Consider the following 18806-nt stretch of genomic DNA (forward strand, 5'->3'; position numbering starts at 1 on the left):
GGCCTCACCGCCGGCGGTCGTGACGGCGCCGGGCGTGAACGGCATCAGCGGCACCTCGGCGGCGAGTCGCGGCGTGCCGACCGGCGGACCGGCTTGGCCCTTCTGGACCAGCGCGATGTCCTCGGCGTTCGGGTAGCGCCCCGTCAGCACGAAATCGAGCACGCGCCGCGCGATCGGCGCGGCCGCCTCGGCGCCGAAACCGGAGTTCTCCACGATGACGGCCAGTGCGACCTGCGGGTTGTCGACCGGCGCGAAGGCGGTGTAGAGCGAATGGTCGCGCAGGTAGTCGGCCATCTTGCTCTTGTCGTACTTCTGGTCCTGGCGAATGCCGACCGCCTGCGCCGTCCCGGTCTTCCCACCACTCGGGTAGCTCGCCCCCATGAAGACGCGCGTCGAGGTGCCTTCCTGCGTCACGCCGTGCAGCGCCTTGCGGACCACCTCCACGTGATCGGGCTGCAACGGCAGCGGACTCAGCGCCTCGGCCGACATCAGTCGGGTCTCCCGGGTTGCCACATCCTCGATCTCGCGCACCAGCCGCGGCACATAGCGCTGCCCGCCCGATACCAGCGTGGCGGTGGCGGTGGCGAGCTGCAGCATCGTGAAGTTGTTGTAGCCCTGGCCGATGCCGAGCGAGATGGTCTCGCCGGCGTACCACTTCTGCAGCTCCGGCTTCTTGTAGTACTTGCGCTTCCACTCGGTCGAGGGCAGCACGCCGGTGACCTCGCCGTTGATGTCGATGCCGGTGCGGCGGCCGAAGCCGAAGGGCTCGAGCTGCTCGTGGATCAGGTCCACGCCCATGTCGGCGGCCAGCTGGTAGTAGTAGACGTTGCTCGACTTGACGATCGAGCGGTTCATGTCCACCACGCCCAGCCCGCCGTCACCGTGGCTGCGGAAGCGGTGGTTGCCGAACATGAAGACGCCGTTGTCGTAGGTGGTCTGCTGCGGCGTGCGCTTGCCGGATTCCAGCGCGGCGATCGCCATGAAGGGCTTGAAGGTCGAGCCGGGCGGGTAGGTGCCGCGCAGGGCGCGGTTCAGCAGGGGCTTGTCGATCGACTCGTTGAGCTCCTTCCAGCTCTCCGAATCGATGCCGTCGACGAACAGGTTGGGGTCGAAGGTCGGCTTGCTGACGAAGGCCAGCACCTCGCCGGAGCGCGGGTCGATCGCGACCAGCGCGCCGCGCCGGTCGCCGAACAGCTGCTCGACCATCGCCTGCAGCTTGATGTCGATCGACAGCCGCACCGTGTTGCCCGGCGTCGGCGGGCTGGCCCGCAGGCGCCGCACCGCGCGGCCCGAGGCGCTGGTCTCGACCTCCTCGAAGCCGGTGATGCCGTGCAGCTCGGCCTCGTACTTCTGCTCGATGCCGAGCTTGCCGATGTAGTCGGTGCCCTTGTAGTTGGCCGCATCGTCGGTCTCGTCGATCGCGTCCTTCTCGGCCTGGTTGATGCGGCCGATGTAGCCCAGCACATGGCTGCCGAGCTCGCCATAGGGGTAGTTGCGGAACAGCCGCGCCTTGATGTCGACCCCGGGGAAGCGGAAACGCTGCGCGGTGAAACGCGCCACCTCCTCGTCGCTGAGCTTGGTGCGGATCGGCAGGGACTCGAAGCTCTTGGCGTCGTCCATCATGCGCTTGAAGCGGCGACGGTCGCGCGTCGTGATGTCGATCACTTCCTGCAGCGCATCGATGGTGCCCTCCAGGTCGTCGATCTTCGACGGCGTGAGCTCCAGCGTGTAGGCCGAGTAGTTGTTCGCCAGCACGACGCCGTTGCGGTCGAGGATCAGGCCGCGGTTCGGCGTGATCGGCAGTACCGTGATGCGGTTGCTCTCGGCGCGCGTGGACAGCTCGTCGTGCCGCAGCACCTGCAGCGTGACCAGGCGCGCCGTCACCAGCCCGAAGCCGAACAGCACCAGCGCGCCGGCGGCGATCAGGCGCAGCCGGAAGCGGCCCAGCTCCTGGTCGACGTTCTTGAGTTCGGTCACGGTCCTGTCCGGCGTTGCCGCGCTGCGGTCACAGCGGTCGATTCTCGTCCCGGTCCGGCGCACGGCGCTGCGGCGCCAGCAGCAGCACGGCGGCCACCGGCCACAGCAACGCTTCGATGACCGGCGCGAACACCAGGTTCCACCCCGGGAACACGCCGCCGGCCGCCAGCCGGACCAGCACCGAGACCGCGTGCGCCGCGACGAACAGCGGCAACACCTGCAGCGCCTGGCCGAGCACGGAAAACCACAGCAGGCGGCGGTGGATGGTGGTGGCGAAGAAGCTCAGCAGCGTGTAGGCCAGCGCGTGCTGGCCCAGCAGCGCGCCCTGGTGCACGTCCATCAGCAGGCCGAACACGAAGGCCGCGCCGATGCCCACGCGGCGCGGCTGGTGCACGTTCCAGAACACCAGTGCCAGCGCCAGCACGTCGGGCATCGCGTTGACGCGGCCGAAGGGGATGAGGTTGAAGGTGAGGGCCAGCAACAGCGAGCCCCACATGAACACCGGGTTGACCGGCAGCAGCAACTGGTCGGAACTGCGCGGCATGATCATCGGCGCGCTCCCGGTCGGCGACGCGGCGCGGCTTCGCTGGCCGCCGGCTCGGTGGGACGGGGCGGCAGTTGCAGGCCGAGCGGCTGCAGCACCAGCACGTGACGCACGCTGTCGGGCCGCGCCGCCGGCGCCAGCGTGACCTTCGCGAAGGTGGTGCCGGCGCGCCGGTCGACCGAGACGACCTTGGCCACCGACAACCCGGGCGGGTAGACACCATCGACGCCCGACGTGTTCAGCACGTCGCCCGGTTCGATGTCGGCATTGCTGGCGAGGAAGCGCAGTTCCATGCCGGCGCCCGCGGCGACGGTGGTCGGGTCGCCGTAGGCGGCCGCGCGGGCCTGCGTGCGGACGTTCAGCACCGGGATCGCGGCGTCCTTGTCGGTCAGCAGCGTCACCTCGGACGCGAGCGGGTAGACGCGCGTGACCTGGCCCAGCACGCCCGCGGCATCGATCACCGGCGAGGCGGGTGCCACACCGTGTGTTGCGCCGCGGTCGATGACGATCTTGCGCGTGTAAGGGTCGGCGGCCTCGTACAGCACCTCGGCCGCCTCGGTGTTCACCGTGAACTGCGGGCGCAGCGCCAGCAGTTCGCGCAGTCGCTGGTTTTCCTCGGTCAGCGGGCCGACGCGCGCCGCCACTTCGGCCTGGGCGGCCAGCCGCACCAGCGCTGCCGTCTCGCGCTCGCGCGCGTCGGCGATGCCGGTGAAGTAGTCGTGCACCGTGTCCCAGGCACGGACCGGCACCAGCAGCACGCGCTCGACCGGGTGCAGCGCGGTGGCCAGTGCCGCCCGCAGCGGCAGCGTGAGCTTGAAGCGCGTGTCGGCCACCATCAGGAACAGGGCGAACGCGGAGAAGAACACCAGCTTCGTCAGGGCCGACATGCCCTGCTTGAAGAACGGCGGCGGGGTGCGATCGAGGGTGCCTAGAGGCATGGCGCTCGGCGGTGAACGAAGAAGCCGGCCACGTGGGGCATCGGGCCCCTGGGCCGCGGCTTGCCGCAGCCGATCCCCCAAGGGGATGGCGCCCGGCTTGGGGCGGCCCGGCGCTCGGGCGCTCGCGCCGGCGCCATCGACTTACTCGGAGGTGAAGATGCTGCCCAGACGCTCCATGCGCTCCAGTGCCATGCCGCACCCGCGCACCACGCAGGTCAGCGGGTCCTCGGCCACCAGCACCGGCAGGCCGGTTTCCTCGGCCAGCAGGCGGTCCAGGTCGCGCAGCAGCGCGCCGCCGCCGGTCAGCATCATGCCGCGCTCGGAGATGTCGGCGCCGAGTTCCGGCGGTGTCTGTTCCAGTGCGTTCTTGACGCTGGAGACGATGTTGTTCAGCGGGTCGGTCAGCGCCTCGAGGATCTCGTTGCTGCTGATCGTGAAGCTGCGCGGCACGCCTTCGCTGAGATTGCGGCCCTTGACCTCCATCTCGCGCACCTCGGAGCCCGGGAAGGCCGAGCCGATCTGCTTCTTGATGGCCTCGGCGGTCGGGTCGCCGATCAGCATGCCGTAGTTGCGGCGGATGTAGTTGATGATGGATTCGTCGAACTTGTCGCCGCCGACCCGGATGCTGCCCTTGTAGACCATGCCGCCGAGCGAGATGACGCCAACCTCGGTGGTGCCGCCGCCGATGTCGACCACCATCGAGCCGGTGGCCTCGCTGACGGGCAGCCCGGCGCCGATGGCCGCGGCCATCGGTTCCTCGATCAGGTAGACCTCGGAGGCACCGGCGCCGAGCGCCGACTCGCGGATCGCACGCCGTTCCACCTGCGTCGAGCCGCAGGGCACGCAGATGATGATGCGCGGGCTGGGCTTGAGCACCGAGCGCGGATGCACCATCTTGATGAACTGCTTGAGCATCTGCTCGGTGACGGTGAAGTCGGCGATCACGCCGTCCTTCATCGGCCGGATGGCCTCGATGTTGCCCGGCACCTTGCCGAGCATGGCCTTGGCCTCGGCGCCGACGGCTGGATGGTCTTCTTGCCGTTGGGGCCGCCTTCGTGACGGATCGCGACGACCGAAGGCTCGTCGAGCACGATGCCCTTGCCACGCACGTAGATCAGCGTGTTGGCGGTGCCGAGGTCGATCGCGAGGTCGGTGGAGAAATAGCGTCGCAGGGAGGCGAACATGTCTTGGCGTTTCTGCAGGGCGCCGCAGCGAGGAAGCCGGGGGCTACGAGGGCTGCGCCGCCTGGGTATGGGGAGGGGCGGTGTTCGAAGCGATCTGGGCCAGCAGGCCGGTCGCGATGTCTGCGCCCCCACTGCGCTCGTCGCGTAGTGAACGCCTCCATCCCGGCCGGGTGAGGAACTCCGAAGATAATACCGCACGGTCCCAGCGCGACGCCCGCGAAAAGCGGCGTTGAATCGCGGCAGTTCTCTGGCGCAGGGCCGTTGCATCCCTCCATTTCGACCCTCCCATGGCCCTGACCCCCACCGACGTGAGCCGCATCGCCCTGCTGGCCCGGCTCGAACTCAGCGAGGCGGAGCAGTCCGCGATGCTCAGCCAGCTGAACGGCTTCTTCGACATCGTCGAGCGCATGCGCGCCGTCGACACCACCGGTGTCGCGCCGCTGTACACGCCGCTGTCGGCGGTGCAGGAAGTCGCGCTGCGGCTGCGCGAAGACGCGGTCACCGAGGTCGACCAGCGCCAGGCCAACCAACTCAGCGCACCGGCCGTCGAGGCGGGGCTGTACCTCGTGCCCAAGGTGATCGAATGAGCACCGAGCTGCACCAGCTCGGCGTGGCCGACCTGTCGGCCCGTCTGGCCGCCAAGACGGTATCGACTGCCGAAGTCACGTCACACCTGCTTGCGCGCGTTGCTGCCCATGAACACCTGGGGGCCTTCCTGTGCACCGATGTCGAACTGGCGCTGCAGCAGGCCCGCGCGGCCGACGAGCGGCGCGCCCGTGGCGAGACCCTCGGCGCGCTCGACGGCGTGCCGCTGGCCCACAAGGACATCTTCGTCACGACCGACTTTCCCAGCACCGCGGCCTCGAAGATGCTGGCCGGTTACCGCTCGCCCTTCGATGCAACGGTCGTCGCGAAGCTCAAGGCGGCCGGCACCGTGACCTTGGGCAAGCTCAACTGCGACGAGTTCGCGATGGGCGGCAGCAACGAGAACTCGGCCATCCGGCCGGTCCGCAACCCCTGGGACGCGGAGCGCATCCCGGGCGGGTCGTCGGGTGGCTCGGCGGTGGCGGTGGCGGCGCGGCTGGTGCCGGCCACCACCGGCACCGACACCGGCGGCTCGGTGCGCCAGCCGGCCTCGCTGTCCGGCGTGACCGGCATCAAGCCGACCTACGGGCGCTGCTCGCGCTACGGGATGATCGCCTTCGCCTCCAGCCTCGACCAGGCAGGCCCGATCGCCAAGAGCGCCGAGGACTGCGCGCTGCTGCTGGGCGCGATGAGCGGCTTCGACGAGCGCGACGCCACCTCGGCGCAGCAGCCGGTGCCCGACTTCGCCGCGCTGCTGCGTGCCCCGCGCGACGGTGCAAGCGCCGGCCGGCCGTTGCACGGCCTGCGCATCGGTCTGCCGCGGGAGTTCTTCGGTGCCGGCGTGGCCGGCGACGTGACGCAGGCGGTACGTGCTGCACTGGCCGAGGTCGAGAAGCTCGGCGCCACGTTGGTCGACGTGAGCCTGCCGCGCACCGAGCTGTCGATCCCGGTCTACTACATCATCGCCCCCGCCGAGGCGAGCTCCAACCTGGGCCGCTTCGACGGCGTGCGCTACGGGCACCGCGCCGCGCAGTACGGTGACCTGCTCGACATGTACCGCAAGAGCCGCAGCGAAGGCTTCGGGGCCGAGGTCAAGCGCCGCATCATGATCGGCACCTACGTGCTGAGCCACGGCTACTACGACGCCTACTACCTGCAGGCGCAGAAGCTGCGCCGCATGATCGCCGACGACTTCCAGGCGGCCTTCGCCCACTGCGACCTGATCGCCGGTCCGGTGGCGCCGACCGTCGCGCGCCGGCTGGGTTCGCAGACCGACCCGGTGGCCGAGTACCTGGCCGACATCTTCACGCTGCCGGCCAGCCTGGCCGGACTGCCGGGCATGAGCGCGCCGGCGGGATTCGGCGAGGGGGGGCTGCCGGTCGGCCTGCAGCTGATCGGCAACTACTGGCAGGAGGCGCAGCTGCTGCACGCCGCCCACAGCTTCCAGCAAGCCACCGATTTCCACCTCCGGACGCCGGAGGGCTACTGACATGAACGTCGCCCCCGCGCTGATCCGTGGTTACGAAGTCGTCATCGGCCTCGAGACCCACACCCAGCTGTCCACCGCGTCGAAGATCTTCTCCGGTGCCCCCACCGCCTTCGGCGCGGCGCCGAACACCCAGGCCTGCGCGGTCGACCTGGCTCTGCCCGGCAGCCTGCCGGTGATGAACCGCGGTGCGGTCGAGCGCGCGATCCGCTTCGGCCTGGCCGTGGGCGGCCAGATCGCGCCGCTGTCGATCTTCGCGCGCAAGAACTACTTCTATCCCGACCTGCCCAAGGGCTACCAGATCAGCCAGTACGAGCTGCCGGTGGTGCAGGGCGGCACAGTGGAGTTCTACCTGGCCGACGTGCCGCACCAGGTGCGGCTGACGCGGGCCCATCTCGAGGAAGACGCCGGCAAGTCGGTGCACGACGCCTTCGACGGCCTGAGCGGCATCGACCTCAACCGCGCCGGCACGCCGCTGCTGGAGATCGTCTCCGAGCCCGACATGCGCTCGTCCAAGGAGGCGGTCGAGTACGCCAAGGCGCTGCACGCGCTGGTGGTGTGGCTGGGCATCTGCGACGGCAACATGCAGGAAGGCAGCTTCCGCTGCGACGCCAACGTCTCGGTGCGCCGGCCCGGCGCGCCGTTCGGCACGCGGCGCGAGATCAAGAACCTCAACAGCTTCCGCTTCCTGCAGCAGGCGATCGACTTCGAGATCCAGTGGCAGATCGACCAGATCGAGGACGGTCTCGCGATCCGGCAGGCCACCGTGCTGTTCAACCCCGACAGCGGCGAGACGCGAGCGATGCGCACCAAGGAAGACGCGCACGACTACCGCTACTTCCCCGACCCCGACCTGCCGCCGCTGGTGATCGCGCCGGAATGGATCGCGCGCGTGACCGGCGAAATGCCGGAGCTGCCGCGCGTGATGGCGGCGCGCTTCGAGCGCCAGGACGGCCTGGCCGCCTACGACGCCTCGATGATGACGCAGAGCCTCGCGGTGGCGCGCTATTACGAGGCCACGAAGGCGGCGGGTGCGCCGGCCAAGCTGGCGGCGAACTGGCTGATGGGCGAGCTGTCGCGGCGGCTCAATGCCGAGGAACTCGGCATCGATGCGAGCCCGGTGAGCCCGGCGACGCTCGCGGCGTTGATCGCCCGCATCGCCGACGGCACGATCTCGAACAACGGCGCGAAGCAGGTGTTCGATGCGCTGTGGAACGGCGAGACGGAGGTCGACGCGGTCATCTCCGCCAAGGGCCTGAAGCAGATGTCCGACAGCGGCGAACTCTCCGCCATCGTCGACGCCGTGCTCGCCGCGAATCCGAAGTCGGTGGACGAATACCGCGCCGGCAAGGACAAGGCCTTCAACGCGCTGGTCGGCCAGGCGATGAAGGCGAGCAAGGGCAAGGCCAACCCCACGCAGCTCAGCGAGCTGCTGAAGAAGAAGCTCGGTTGACGGCGGAGAACGGCGGTCTCCGGCCGCCGTGGCTCAGGGCTTGGGCTGCGGTGCGGCCTGACCGGCCAGCGCCGACTGCGGCAGCGGGCCGAGCGATCCCGGATCGGCGCCACCCCACAGCCGCTTGAGCCGGTCCAGTTCGGCGTCGAACAGCGCCGTGATGCGACCGACCTCGGCCTGCTGGTTGACGATCAGCGCGCGCTGCGCCTCGATGCTCACGTCCACCGACTCGATCTGCCCCTTGAGCTTGCCCGGCAGGTTCTTGCCCTTGTAGAACTCGGCCTCGTCGAGCAGCGGCTTGCGCTCCTTCTGCAGGTCGGCCAGGCGCTGCTCCGAGGCTGGATGCCGCTGCGCGTGGCGTTCAGCGCGGCGTCTCGGGCCTTGTTGTGCGCGGCCTCGTTCGGAAAGCGCGCCAGCAGGTTGCGATCGCGGCGGATCGCCTCCTGCTTGTTCGCGCGCTCCTGCGCCTTGCGGCGCTCGGCCTCCTCATGCACCGCGCGCTCGTCGGACGTGAGACTGGGTTGCAGCACGGTGCGCAGCGAACCATCGCTGTTGAGCACGCGCTGCTCGCGGTCCATGCATTCGGCGATCGGGCGGTCGCGCGTGAGGGTGCGGCCGGCGGCATTGGTGCAGGTGTAGATGGCGCTGCCGTGCTTGACCTCCTGCGACGAGGCGTCCACCGCCAGCGACCCCAGCACGCCGAGCATCAGGGCGGCGTTCAGTCCGCGCACACGACAGATCCTCATCCCGCCCGCTCCCCGTTCCTTCATGTCTCAGACGCCGTAGCGATCCCGGTAGGCTGCACCCGTGGCAGGTGTTGTGCCAGCGCCGGGTCAGCCTGGCGCGCCAGATACTGCAGCAAGTCCGACAGCGTCGCAATCGCACAGACCGCCAGGCCGAGTTCGCGCTGCACGAACTGCACCGCGGAGTGATCGGCATCGCGCACGCCGTCTTGAGTGGTTTCGGTGGCCCGCTCCTGGCGGTCGAGCGCGATGGCCACGCCGCAGGGTTCGGCCCCGGCGGCCCGGATCATCGCGACCGACTCGCGCACCGAGGTGCCGGCTGAAATCACGTCGTCGATGATCACAACGCGGCCGTGCAGCTTGGCGCCGACAAGGCTGCCACCCTCGCCGTGGTCCTTGGCCTCCTTGCGGTTGTATGCATACGGTAGGTTGCGGCCGAGGCGGGCGAGCTCGATCGCCACCGCGGCGGCCAGCGTGATGCCCTTGTAGGCCGGGCCAAAGATCATGTCGAAGGCCAGGCCGGAAGCCTGCATCCGGCGTGCATAGAATTCGGCGAGGCGGCCCAGCTTGGCGCCGTCGTCGAACAGCCCGGCGTTGAAGAAATACGGAGACAGGCGCCCGGCCTTGGTCTTGAATTCGCCGAAGCGCAGCACGCCGGCCTCGACCGCGAAGGCCACGAAGTCCTGTGCGAGGTCGTCTCGCGCCGCAGTGCCCGGGCCGCCGAATGTGCTCATCTGGACATCTGAAATAGGTAGGTGCGTTGTGTTGCGTCTGGTCTCGCTCAATCTCAACGGCATCCGTTCCGCGGCCAACAAGGGCTGGGTCGAATGGGCCGAGAAAAGCGCGATCGATTGTATGGGCGTGCAGGAGCTCAAGGCCCAGGCGGCCGACCTGGGCGGGCGTTTCGACCAGGTGGCCGGCCTGAAAGGCCACTTCCACTATGCCGACAAGAAGGGCTACTCCGGCGTCGGCCTGTACACGCGCGGCACGCCGAGCGACGTGGTCACCGGCATCGGCGAGCCCGAGTTCGATGCCGAGGGGCGCTACGTCGAGGCCCGCTTCGACACGCCCCAGCGCAAGCTGTCGATCATCAGTTGCTACTTTCCCAGCGGCTCCAGCTCCGACGAGCGGCAGCAGGCCAAGTTCCGTTTCCTGGCCCTGTTCTACCCTTACCTCGAGCTGCTGAAGGCGACCCGCGAGTTCATCCTGGTGGGCGACGTGAACATCGCGCACCGCGAAATCGACCTGAAGAACTGGAAGAGCAACCAGAAGAACAGCGGCTTCCTGCCCGAGGAGCGTGCGTGGATGAGCCGCGCGCTCGACGAACTGGGCCTGGTCGACGTGCACCGCACGCTGCGACCCGACGACACGGGCGAGGCCTACACATGGTGGAGCAATCGCGGCCAGGCCTGGGCCAACAACGTCGGTTGGCGCATCGACTACCACCTGGCGACGCCGGCGCTCGCCGCGCTGGCGCGTTCGGCGTCGGTCTACAAGGCGCAGCGCTTTTCCGACCACGCCCCGTTGACGGTCGATTACGAACTTTCGCTGTGAACCTGCACGGCGTTTTCCCAGGAGATTTCTCATGCGCACCACGGCCCTGATCGTCGGCGTCTTGTTGCTTGTGGCGGGCGGGCTGATCTCGGCCGGCGTCCTGAGCTTCGACAAGGAAGAAACCGTGGCGAAGCTCGGCCCGCTGGAGATCACCACCACCGACCACAAGAAGCCCGCTCCGGTGGTGGGCTACCTGCTGCTCGGCGTGGGCGCGCTGGTGCTCGTGGCCGGGTTGGTCGGCAGGAAGTGAACGGGTGTCGATCGTGGTCTGGGCGCTCCAATGACGCGGCTCGAGGCCGCTGAGCCGACGCGGGCGACCAACGCCCCTCCCGATCTGACGGAGCTGACGAGCCTGCGTTTCATCGCAGCGCTCGCAGTGTTGGTACTGCACTACCGAGACTTTCTGGGTCCGCTGCCCGGCTGGGTCCTGCGCGGCATCGTGGGAGGGCAGTACGGCGTCACCTTTTTCTTCATCCTCAGTGGTTTCATCCTCACCTACCGTTATCACGGTTGGTTCGCCACAGGGGTCGGCGACGTCGCGTTCTGGCGATTCCAGCGCCTGCGCGTGGCGCGTCTCTATCCGGTCTACCTGTTCGGGCTGCTGCTCGACACACCGTGGCATCTCATCGAACGCGCACAGGTCAGCCAACTGGCCGCCGTTGGGACCACCTACTGGGCTTCTTGGCTGCTCAATGCGGTCGGCCTGCAGGCTGGGTGCCTGCGGTGCCTTTTGCGATGTTCTGGAACACGCCGGCCTGGAGCGTGTCGGCAGAATTCTTCTTCTATGCGAGCTTTCCGTTCCTGGTGCATTGGCTGAGTCGGCGATTGCGGTCGACGGCATGCCTCGCTTTCGCCTTCGTTCTGGCCGTGTGTGGCGGCATTGCGCTGTACGGTGCGGTGATCTACACGATGAACTATGTCGTTGCGGTCGGTGCGGAGGCGCAATACATCGTGCTGGTCTACAACCCGGTGCTGCGTTTCAGTGAGTTCGTCGCCGGCAGTTTGGCGGGGTGGTATTTCGTACGGATGCAACACCAGCCGGACGGCCTCCGGCACCGGGGCGCTTCGCTAGGATCGGCGCGCAATGTGGTCGTCATGGTGGCCCTCGCCGCCATCGCGGCGCGTGTCTGGATGCCGGACTACACCGGTCCCGATCGCTGGGTCTGGTTGCTCGACGTGTCGGTCAAGTACGGTAGCTTCGTACTGCCGTTCACGGCTCTGATCCTCGCGGTCGCCTCGGGACATACAGTTCTGAGCGGCTTGCTCCTCAGGCCTTGGATGGTCGCGCTCGGTGAGGCCAGCTATGCGCTTTACATCATCCACTGGTCAGGGGTGACGATCCTGAAGATGGGCTACTTCGGCGGGAAGCCCTCGTGGGCGGTGGTTGCCGTGTTCCTGTTCGGCACGGTTGGTGCATCGGTGCTCTGCCATCGATGGATCGAGGCGCCCTGGCGAGCGAAACTGCGCGGACCTTCCGTCTTTTGAGAGGGCGCTTGCGCACGCCGCACGGCAACCCGGTCTGACCCTTGGCAACTCTGAGTCGACCCTTGATTCCCAATGAATCAACGGCTTGGCGCGGGAGCGTGGCGGGGACCCGCCCGTGCGCTGTGTCGCCTGACTAGGGAGTGGTTCGTCGACGATACGGTTGCGTCGCAATTCTGTGTCGACCCGCGACGCTGGCGCTGCGCAACTACGGTCAACAAAGCGCGGTCTAGAACCCTCGGACGGTCCGGTGCAATACATCTGCCCCGGCCGGTCCGGAGAATTTAAGCGTCAGCCCATGACAACGGGTACATCTTCCGATTCGTCGTCGCCATCGTAGCGGTTGTCCAGGCCCCACGGCCCGCCATTGATTTCAAGGGCATGGGCAACGCTCTCTATCAGCTCGTCCGGGTACTGGCCGTTGAACTCCTCGCGTAGCTCCTCGGCCATATCCACGTCGGGCCAACTAAACCCGTTGGACGACTCGTTGTCATAGAACGCGAAGTCGATCAATGGCGTGTACTTGCTACGCGCCCAGGCCTTCATGGTGTCGGCGCCTTCATCCTCGTCGATCGTCTTGACCGCGTGTTCTTCGACAAATTGCCCGAGGTTTGGCTTCTTCAGGACAAGGTCTAGAACATGGTCGATGTAGGTCCACTTTATCGGCGCGAGGTGCTTGTGAAGCATCGACCAGTTCTTGAACGCAAGACTGATCGCGATCTCGTTTTGGTGCCAGCCAAGGGTTTGCCTGCCTGGTCAGCCTTTTTGACCATCTTGGCGTAGCGTCGCATCAGGTCGAGCAAGTCCTGGCCCGACAGATAGTCGAGTGTGGAGAAGGTAACGGATGCCATCGTGAACTCCAGTTGGAGCGCATTTGACGAGCACGGCCCGCAGTACTCACGCGCTCATGGAGGGCACGCGAAGGGGAAAACCGAGATGCATCAAGCTTCGCCAGAGCGGGCCGGCCAGGCTTTCTCGTAAGCCCACCGGCACTATGCCATAGCCGGGCATGGAAGGTAAAGATCGCGGCGGACCGCGTCCACAAGATCGGCCACAACGATCATGGGCAGTAGGGACAGATGGGCGGCCTTGCCGTCTTCGCCGACAAACGCGCAGGCTGCCACCCTTTCACGACGCGTACGAGAGAGGCAGGTGCGGGTTCGGGCTGGTGTTCATCGACGTTCCTGAAGTTCGGTTCTGGCGCGACGCCAAATGGCGCGCGTCTGCTGTATCGGCAACTCGTATACGATGCTTTAACGCCGTTTACGGTGTTTTCAACTCATCCTGTTTGTGTAGATCGCTATCCTTCGAGGATGAAATCGAAGCCGGATACCGCAGCGTGCACCGTTTCGGGTCGAGTCGACACTTAGTTGCGACGGCGACCTCGGAACGGGCGATGGACGGTCGACACAGAGCGGCGAAATTCGACACTGAGTTGCCAAAGGACAGGTCATACGATGCTCCAGTACCTCACTGTCCCCGTCACCGCCTTCCAGCAGAACTGCTCCATCGTGTGGTGCGACGCCACGCGCCGCGCCGCCGTCATCGATCCCGGCGGTGAGCTGCCGCGGCTGCGGGCCGAGGTGCGGCGGCTGGGGCTCACGCTCGAGGCGATCTGGCTGACCCACGCGCACATCGACCATGCGGGCGGCACCGCGCAACTCGCCCGCGAGGACGCGCTGCCGATCATCGGGCCGCACGCGGCCGACCAGTTCTGGATCGACGGGCTGGCGCAGCAGAGCCGGATGTTCGGCTTTCCCCCCAGCGAGCCGTTCACACCGACGCGCTGGCTCTGCCCCGGCGGCGTGGACGACCGCGTGACCCTGGGCGACTGCGAGCTCGAGGTGCGGCACTGTCCCGGGCACACGCCGGGGCACGTGGTGTTCGTCTCGCGAGAAGCCCAAAGGGCCTTCGTCGGCGACGTGCTGTTCGCTGGCGGCATCGGCCGCACCGATTTCCCGCAGGGCGATCACGACACGCTGGTGGCGGCGATCCGCACCCAGCTCTGGCCGCTCGGTGATGACATCGTGTTCATCCCCGGCCACGGGCCGGAGAGCAGCTTCGGCCGCGAGCGGCGCCACAACCCCTACGTGCGCGACGTCTGAGCGCCCGCGCTCGCGCCCCTGCGCTCAGCGCGACTGCTCGCGCGTCGGCGTGGCGGGCTTGGTGGCCTTGCGGTCACCGCTGTCGGTCAAACCGGCGTCCCAGCGTTGCGGTGGCTTGGGCGCGCGTTCGTACAGCGGCAGCACCTTCGGCAGGTTGGCCTCGATGTCGCGGATGCGGGTCGGCCCCTGCGGGTGGGTGGAGCCGTACTCGGCCAGCTTGTTGCCGCTGCCCCCGCCCCCACCGCCGGTGGCCTGGCCCATCTTGGTCCACAGGCTCACGCCGGAGCGCGGGTCGTAGCCGGCGCGCGCGGCCAGCTCCATGCCCACCAGGTCGGCCTCGGACTCGTCGTCGCGGCTGAACTTGAGCTGCAGCAGCTGCGCGCCCATGCCGGCGAGGGTGCGGCTGGCATTGCCCAGCCCGAGCAGGGCCGCGCCGATCTCCAGGCCGATGTTGGTGGCGGTCGACTTGCCCATGCGCTCTCGGGCGTGCTCACGCAGCGCGTGCGCGACCTCGTGGCCCATCACCATCGAGACCTCGTCGTCGGTCAGCTTGAGTTGTTCGATCAGGCCCGTGTAGAAGGCGATCTTGCCGCCCGGCATGCAGAAGGCGTTGATCTGCTTGCTGGCCAGCAGGTTCACCTCCCACTTCCAGCCGGGCGCGCGCCCGTTCCATTCAGGCGTGAACGGGATGATGCGCCGCGCGATGGCGCGCAGCCGCACCGTCTGCGTGTCGTCGGCGCCCACCAGCGCGTTCTTGTTGCGGGCCTCCTGCAGCAGTTGCGCGTACTGCTGCGTCGCGGCCTGCTCGACCTGCTCGGCCGGCACCAGCTTCGAGAAGCTCGACTGCTTGCCGACATCGACGCCCTCGCGCGCGCCGGCAGCCGGCAGCAGCAGCGCGGCGCCCGCGCCAGCCAGCGCGGCATTGAAGCGGCGACGCCCGGGGCGGGCGGGCGTAGGGGTGTCCACGGCGTTCTCCGGTGCGTTCAGTCGCGCGAAGGCGGCGCACAGGCTGCAGTGGTAGCGGGGAGACGAGATGAACTGGCTCATGGCGATGAGACTCCGGGCGCGGCTTCGCGTTCCAGCATCCGGCGCACCGACGGCAACAGCAGGTAGGCCGGGAACGACAGCCAGAACGTCAGGAAGAAGTAGACGGCATACCCCAGCTCCTGGGCGCCGATGCCGCCGGCCCAGCCGGCCACCGCGCGGCTGAAGGCGAAGATGCTCGACAGGATGGCGTATTCGGTGGTCGCGCGCGCCTTGCTGGTGATGCCCATCAGGAAGGCGAGGAAGGCGCCGGTGCCCAGCCCGCCGGTGAAGCTCTCGAGCGCACTGGCCGAGTAGACGATGGCCTGGTGCAGCGGCTCGACGCCGATCGTCGCGGCCGCACCCGGCGTCAGCAGCGGCACGGACCAGGCCGCTCCCGCGTAACCGAGGTTGGACAGCGCCTGCCACAGACCCAGCACCCACAGGCCGCGGAAGATGCCGCGCTTGTCGACGTACCAGCCGCCGACCAGCCCGCCAGCGATCGACAGCGCCAGCCCGAGGTTCACGCTGACGAAGCCGATCTGCCCGGCCGTGAAGCCGGCGTCGACCCAGAACGGCTTGACCATGAAACCCATCGCCGCGTCGCCGAGCTTGAAAAGCAGGATGAAGGCCAGCACCGCCACCATGCCGGGCCGCAGCAGCAGCTCGACCCAGGCGCCGAACACCGGCCCGTCGCGCAGCGCCAGCGCTTGCGGTGCGCGCGCCGCACGCACCAGCAGTGCCGCGCCGGCAAACATCAGGCCGACCGGCAGCGCGCCGCGGAACCACCAGGTGGTGCTCACGGCCTCGACCGCGCTCCACTGCAGTGCGCGGGCCAGCGGCCCCAGCACCGGCCACAGCAGGCCGACCAGTACCAGCCCCAGCGCGACCAGGAAGCCCGGCTGGGCGCGCAGCAGGCCGAGCTCCTTGCCCACGCTGCTGGGCGGTGCGCCGACGCGCGGCCGCTCCGCCGGGGCCAGCAGCGCCATGCCGGCATTGAGACCGAACACCACCGCGCCGAGCGCATAGGCCGCGCTCCAGCCGAGCGTGCCCGACACCATCAGCAACACCCCGGCGGTCAGCATCCCGGCGCGGTAGAAGCCGATGCGCAGGCCGTTCGCCAGGCCGTACTCGCGCTGATCGAGCAGCTCGATCGTGTAGCCGTCGGTCGCGATGTCGTTGGTGGCCGACAGCACGGTGAAACAGCCGATGGCCACCCACACCCAGGGCCCGAGCGCGAGACCGAACACGGCGAAGCCGATCATCACGGCGGCCATGCCGAGGTTGGCCGCAGCGACCCACCAGCGGTGCCGGCGCGCCCAGTCGACCATCGGCGCCCACAGGAACTTCACCGTCCAGGCCAGGCCCAGCAGCGACAGCAGACCGATGTCCGCGAGGTTCACGCCCTGCTGGCGGAAGTAGACCGGGAACAGATCGAAGAACACCCCCAGCGGCAGGCCTTCGCTGAAATACAGCAGGGCCACCCAGAACAGCTTGCGCCGGTAGGCGGGGCGGGCCGTCGTGGGGGCGGGCGCAACGGGAGGCACGGCGGTCATTGCGGGCATTCTAGGGAGGGCCCCCGCTGCGCTGTCGCCCCGCCGTCGGCACGGAGTCCAGCGCGGGACTACAGTGCTGACGGGCCCCGACCGTGGCCTATTCCTCATTCACAGGAGACCCGACGATGAAGAAGCTGCTCCCCCTGGTGCTGGCCCTCGCGGCCGGCGCCGCCATGGCTCACAATTGTCCGAACGAGATGAAGCGATCGACGCCAAGCTCGCCAGTTCACCGAATCTGGGCGAGGTCGACCTGGCCAAGGTCAAGGCCCTGCGCAGCGAAGGCGAGGCCGCGCACAAGGCCGGCAAGCACGACGAGTCGATGAAGGCGCTGGGCGACGCGAAGAAGATCCTCGGCATCTGAGCGCGGCGTGATCCTTGCCCCGCGTTTCGCGCGGGCCGTGCCTTGCGGCGCGGCCCGTTTGTTTTCCTGGCACCTCGAACCGGCGACGCTCGATCGATCTCCCCACACGCCCGATGACATTCGCACACGCCTCCTGGCACTGGCTCACCCGATTCGGAGAATCCGGCATCGTGATCCCGATGGCCCTCCTGGCTGCTGCGTGGTGGTGGTGGGCCACGCCGAGCCGGCGGCCCCTGTTCGCGTGGCTGCTGCTGCTGGGCTCCGCAGCCTTCCTCACGCTGGTGACCAAGGTCGCGTTCATGGATGGGGCCTCGGCATCGAGGCGCTCGACTTCACCGGCCTGTCGGGGCACTCGATGCTGGCCGCCGCGATCTACCCGGTGCTGGCGCGCACGCTGGCCAGCCCGGCCGCGGTGCCGCCGCGCTGGGCGATCGTTGCCGGCTATGCGCTGGCGGCGGTGATTTCGCTGTCGCGCGTCGTCATCGGCGCGCACTCGGTGTCGGAGGTCGTGCTGGGCTTTGCGGTGGGCGGGGCGGCGAGCGCGGTCGCGCTGATGCTCGAGACCCGTCATCCGCCGCCGCTGCCGAAGCACTGGCTGGTGGTCGGGCTGGCGGGCTGGCTGACGCTGATGCCCGTGGTCGCCGCGCCATCGGGGACGCATGGATGGTGCAGCGGCTGGCCAAGGCGTTGTCGGATCGCGACGTGCTCTTCACGCGGGCCGATCTGCACCGCCTGCGGCCGCCCGGCTGAGCGGGCCGGGCCCCGGCCGTCAGCGCGGCGGTTGCAGTCCGCGCCGCGCCTGCAGCGCTCGTTCGCGCACGTGGCAGCCGTCGAGGTGGTCGTTGACCAGCCCCATCGCCTGCATGAACGCGTAGACCGTGGTCGGGCCGACGAAGCTCCAGCCGCGCCGCTTCAGGTCCTTGCTCATCGCCACTGACTCGGGCGAGGTGGTCTGCGTCTTCAGTGTCTCGAGCGTCATGCGGCGGGGGCGCGAGGCGGGCGCCGGCTCATGGCGCCAGGCGTAGGCCGCCAGCGAACCAAACTCGGCGCGCAACTCGATCACACGGCGGGCGTTGTTGAGAGTCGACTCGATCTTGCCGCGGTGGCGCACGATGCCGGCTTCGCCCAGCAGCCGCTCGACATCGCGCCCGGTGTAGCGCGACAGCCGCTCGGCATCGAAGTCGGCGAACGCGGCGCGGAAATTCTCGCGCTTGTTCAGGATGGTGAGCCAGCTCAGGCCGGCCTGGAAGCCTTCGAGGCAGAGCTTCTCGAACAGCCGCCGGTCGTCGGTGACCGGGAAGCCCCATTCGTGGTCGTGGTAGTGCTGGTAGGCCGGCGTGGCCGCGCACCAGGTGCAGCGTGGCGCGCCATCGGTGGCGGTGTCGAACAGGCCGGAGGGAAGCGGTGGGCTCATGCGGTGGACTCCTCGGCGCGCATCATGCCTGCCGGAGAGCCGTCCCGTATCTTCAGTGCAACCACACCGCGACGGCCAGTGCCACCGTCGCGCCGTCTTCCTGGCCACCGTGCTCGGTGACGGCGAGGCCGCGACGCAGCTCGTAGCTCGAATCGAACCAGCCGCAGGCCGGCAGGCCGTCCTCGGCAGCCGCTGCACGGTCGTCCTCGCGTGCGGCGCGGCGCGCCCGCACCAGGGCCAGCGCCGAGGTCTTGCGGGCGAACAGGCGGGGGGTGAAGCTGAAGCTGAGCATCATGAAGGCCTCCGTTGAGCGTGTGCCTTCAATGTCGTCGCCGCCGGGCGCAGCGACCATCGCCCCGAGGGCGGCCCCGCGGGGGCACCGGGCCGAGGGCCCCCGCGGG

The 18806-nt window shown here is 68.5% G+C and carries 18 protein-coding genes and 3 pseudogenes; 9 read left to right on the plus strand and 12 right to left on the minus strand.

The window, feature by feature from the left end:
- The 4 genes and pseudogenes from mrdA to x551_RS05815 all read right to left on the minus strand — a co-directional run.
- The coding region (gene mrdA / locus x551_RS05800) for a penicillin-binding protein 2 (protein WP_036247817.1) at positions 1–1977 on the minus strand (1977 nt) is incomplete at its 3' end.
- Positions 1978–2005: 28 nt separating this feature from the next.
- Complete coding sequence (gene mreD, locus x551_RS05805; protein ID WP_011827682.1) at positions 2006–2527, minus strand: rod shape-determining protein MreD; 522 nt, start codon at positions 2525–2527, stop codon at positions 2006–2008.
- Positions 2524–3459 (minus strand): rod shape-determining protein MreC, encoded by a 936-nt coding sequence (mreC, locus tag x551_RS05810; protein ID WP_036231831.1) that lies wholly within the window; start codon positions 3457–3459, stop codon positions 2524–2526. The genes mreD and mreC overlap by 4 nt, the downstream gene beginning before the upstream one ends.
- A gap of 141 nt (positions 3460–3600) precedes the next feature.
- Positions 3601–4643, minus strand: a pseudogene (locus tag x551_RS05815) (rod shape-determining protein).
- A 287-nt stretch (positions 4644–4930) separates the two neighbouring features.
- On the opposite strand from x551_RS05815, the gene gatC reads away from it, so the two are divergent.
- Genes gatC through gatB form a run of 3 tightly spaced genes read left to right on the plus strand, consistent with a single transcriptional unit; the run spans position 4931 to position 8167 of the window.
- A complete protein-coding gene (gene gatC / locus x551_RS05820) occupies positions 4931–5230 on the plus strand; it encodes an Asp-tRNA(Asn)/Glu-tRNA(Gln) amidotransferase subunit GatC (RefSeq protein WP_011827685.1) in 300 nt (99 codons plus the stop codon).
- Complete coding sequence (gene gatA / locus x551_RS05825; RefSeq protein WP_011827686.1) at positions 5227–6717, plus strand: Asp-tRNA(Asn)/Glu-tRNA(Gln) amidotransferase subunit GatA; 1491 nt, start codon at positions 5227–5229, stop codon at positions 6715–6717. The genes gatC and gatA overlap by 4 nt, the downstream gene beginning before the upstream one ends.
- A gap of 1 nt (position 6718) precedes the next feature.
- Entirely contained in the window at positions 6719–8167 is a 1449-nt protein-coding gene (gatB, locus tag x551_RS05830) for an Asp-tRNA(Asn)/Glu-tRNA(Gln) amidotransferase subunit GatB (RefSeq protein ID WP_036231833.1), read from the plus strand.
- Between the two features lie 33 nt (positions 8168–8200).
- Here gatB and x551_RS26985 read toward each other — a convergent pair whose 3' ends face one another.
- The 3 genes and pseudogenes from x551_RS26985 to pyrE all read right to left on the minus strand — a co-directional run bounded on the left by x551_RS26985 (position 8201) and on the right by pyrE (position 9644).
- A complete protein-coding gene (locus x551_RS26985; RefSeq protein ID WP_253950307.1) occupies positions 8201–8392 on the minus strand; it encodes a hypothetical protein in 192 nt (63 codons plus the stop codon).
- A complete protein-coding gene (locus x551_RS05835; RefSeq protein ID WP_253950308.1) occupies positions 8383–8898 on the minus strand; it encodes a hypothetical protein in 516 nt (171 codons plus the stop codon). The genes x551_RS26985 and x551_RS05835 overlap by 10 nt, the downstream gene beginning before the upstream one ends.
- Positions 8899–8940: 42 nt before the next feature.
- Positions 8941–9644 (minus strand): annotated as a pseudogene (gene pyrE / locus x551_RS05840) (orotate phosphoribosyltransferase).
- Positions 9645–9672: 28 nt separating this feature from the next.
- Here pyrE and x551_RS05845 point away from each other — a divergent pair.
- The 4 genes from x551_RS05845 to x551_RS05855 are packed head-to-tail and all read left to right on the plus strand — an operon-like array spanning position 9673 to position 11949.
- On the plus strand, positions 9673–10464 hold the full coding sequence (locus tag x551_RS05845; protein ID WP_036231836.1) for an exodeoxyribonuclease III: 792 nt from the start codon (positions 9673–9675) through the stop codon (positions 10462–10464).
- Between the two features lie 31 nt (positions 10465–10495).
- A complete protein-coding gene (locus tag x551_RS05850; RefSeq protein WP_011827691.1) occupies positions 10496–10714 on the plus strand; it encodes a hypothetical protein in 219 nt (72 codons plus the stop codon).
- Positions 10715–10744: 30 nt separating this feature from the next.
- Positions 10745–11281, plus strand: a complete 537-nt coding sequence (locus tag x551_RS24115; RefSeq protein ID WP_081771231.1) for an acyltransferase family protein — start codon at positions 10745–10747, stop codon at positions 11279–11281.
- Positions 11200–11949 (plus strand): acyltransferase, encoded by a 750-nt coding sequence (locus x551_RS05855; protein ID WP_036247819.1) that lies wholly within the window; start codon positions 11200–11202, stop codon positions 11947–11949. The genes x551_RS24115 and x551_RS05855 overlap by 82 nt, the downstream gene beginning before the upstream one ends.
- Before the next feature lie 288 nt (positions 11950–12237).
- On the opposite strand, the gene x551_RS05860 is transcribed toward x551_RS05855, so the two are convergent.
- Positions 12238–12633 (minus strand): hypothetical protein, encoded by a 396-nt coding sequence (locus x551_RS05860; protein WP_036231843.1) that lies wholly within the window; start codon positions 12631–12633, stop codon positions 12238–12240.
- Positions 12634–13403: 770 nt separating this feature from the next.
- Between x551_RS05860 and x551_RS05865 the strand changes: the two genes are divergently transcribed.
- Positions 13404–14051 carry an MBL fold metallo-hydrolase gene (locus tag x551_RS05865; protein WP_036231845.1) on the plus strand — a complete coding sequence of 216 codons (648 nt, stop codon included), beginning with the start codon at positions 13404–13406 and terminating at the stop codon, positions 14049–14051.
- 24 nt (positions 14052–14075) lie between these two features.
- Here x551_RS05865 and x551_RS05870 read toward each other — a convergent pair whose 3' ends face one another.
- Positions 14076–15098: a M48 family metallopeptidase gene (locus x551_RS05870; RefSeq protein ID WP_011827694.1), complete on the minus strand. Its 1023-nt coding sequence runs from the start codon at positions 15096–15098 to the stop codon at positions 14076–14078.
- Positions 15095–16630, minus strand: a complete 1536-nt coding sequence (locus x551_RS05875) for a hypothetical protein (protein ID WP_011827695.1) — start codon at positions 16628–16630, stop codon at positions 15095–15097. The genes x551_RS05870 and x551_RS05875 overlap by 4 nt, the downstream gene beginning before the upstream one ends.
- 125 nt (positions 16631–16755) lie before the next feature.
- Here x551_RS05875 and x551_RS05880 point away from each other — a divergent pair.
- Positions 16756–16991, plus strand: a pseudogene (locus x551_RS05880) (hypothetical protein).
- Between the two features lie 769 nt (positions 16992–17760).
- Here the strand turns inward: x551_RS05880 and x551_RS05885 are convergent.
- Together x551_RS05885 and x551_RS05890 are read right to left on the minus strand one after the other, a co-directional pair.
- Complete coding sequence (locus x551_RS05885; protein ID WP_036231849.1) at positions 17761–18405, minus strand: DNA-3-methyladenine glycosylase I; 645 nt, start codon at positions 18403–18405, stop codon at positions 17761–17763.
- Positions 18406–18457: 52 nt separating this feature from the next.
- Complete coding sequence (locus x551_RS05890) at positions 18458–18700, minus strand: hypothetical protein (protein WP_152543430.1); 243 nt, start codon at positions 18698–18700, stop codon at positions 18458–18460.
- Positions 18701–18806: the final 106 nt, after the last annotated feature.

It is taken from the genome of Methylibium sp. T29, from assembly GCF_000576205.1.
In the GTDB taxonomy this organism is placed as follows: domain Bacteria; phylum Pseudomonadota; class Gammaproteobacteria; order Burkholderiales; family Burkholderiaceae_C; genus Methylibium; species Methylibium petroleiphilum.